Annotated in this window: 1 protein-coding gene; it reads left to right on the top strand. The window is 33.2% G+C overall.

Translation table 11 applies throughout. The features are described from left to right. Positions 1 to 149: 149 nt before the first annotated feature. The coding region (gene ssb, locus AC1DJR_RS33985) for a single-stranded DNA-binding protein (RefSeq protein WP_477004671.1) at positions 150 to 374 on the top strand (225 nt) is incomplete at its 3' end.

Raw genomic sequence — 374 nt, 5'->3', positions numbered from 1 at the left:
CCTTACATGTTTATACTATGTAGGGTTTCTTTTTTTGATTTGTAAGATATAAAGTAATAATTTTTGCTTACAAACATATCATTTTGCGCTTTTTATCCTTCCAACATTTTTCTTTACAATGAAGAAAAATATGTGAGGTGGTATAACTTATGATGAATCGAGTTGTATTAATCGGTAGATTGACAAAGGAGCCAGAATTATACTACACAAAACAAGGTGTCGCTTATGCACGAATATGTGTTGCGGTGAATAGAGGTTTTCGAAATAGTTTAGGTGAACAGCAAGTAGATTTTATTAATTGTGTTGTATGGAGAAGGTCGGCTGAAAATGTAACAGAATATTGTACGAAAGGCTCACTTGTTGGGATTACAGGG

This window comes from Bacillus sp. 05T31, from assembly GCF_056396725.1.
Note: the sequence above shows the minus strand (reverse complement) of the source record. Positions and strands in the feature narration are given on the sequence as shown.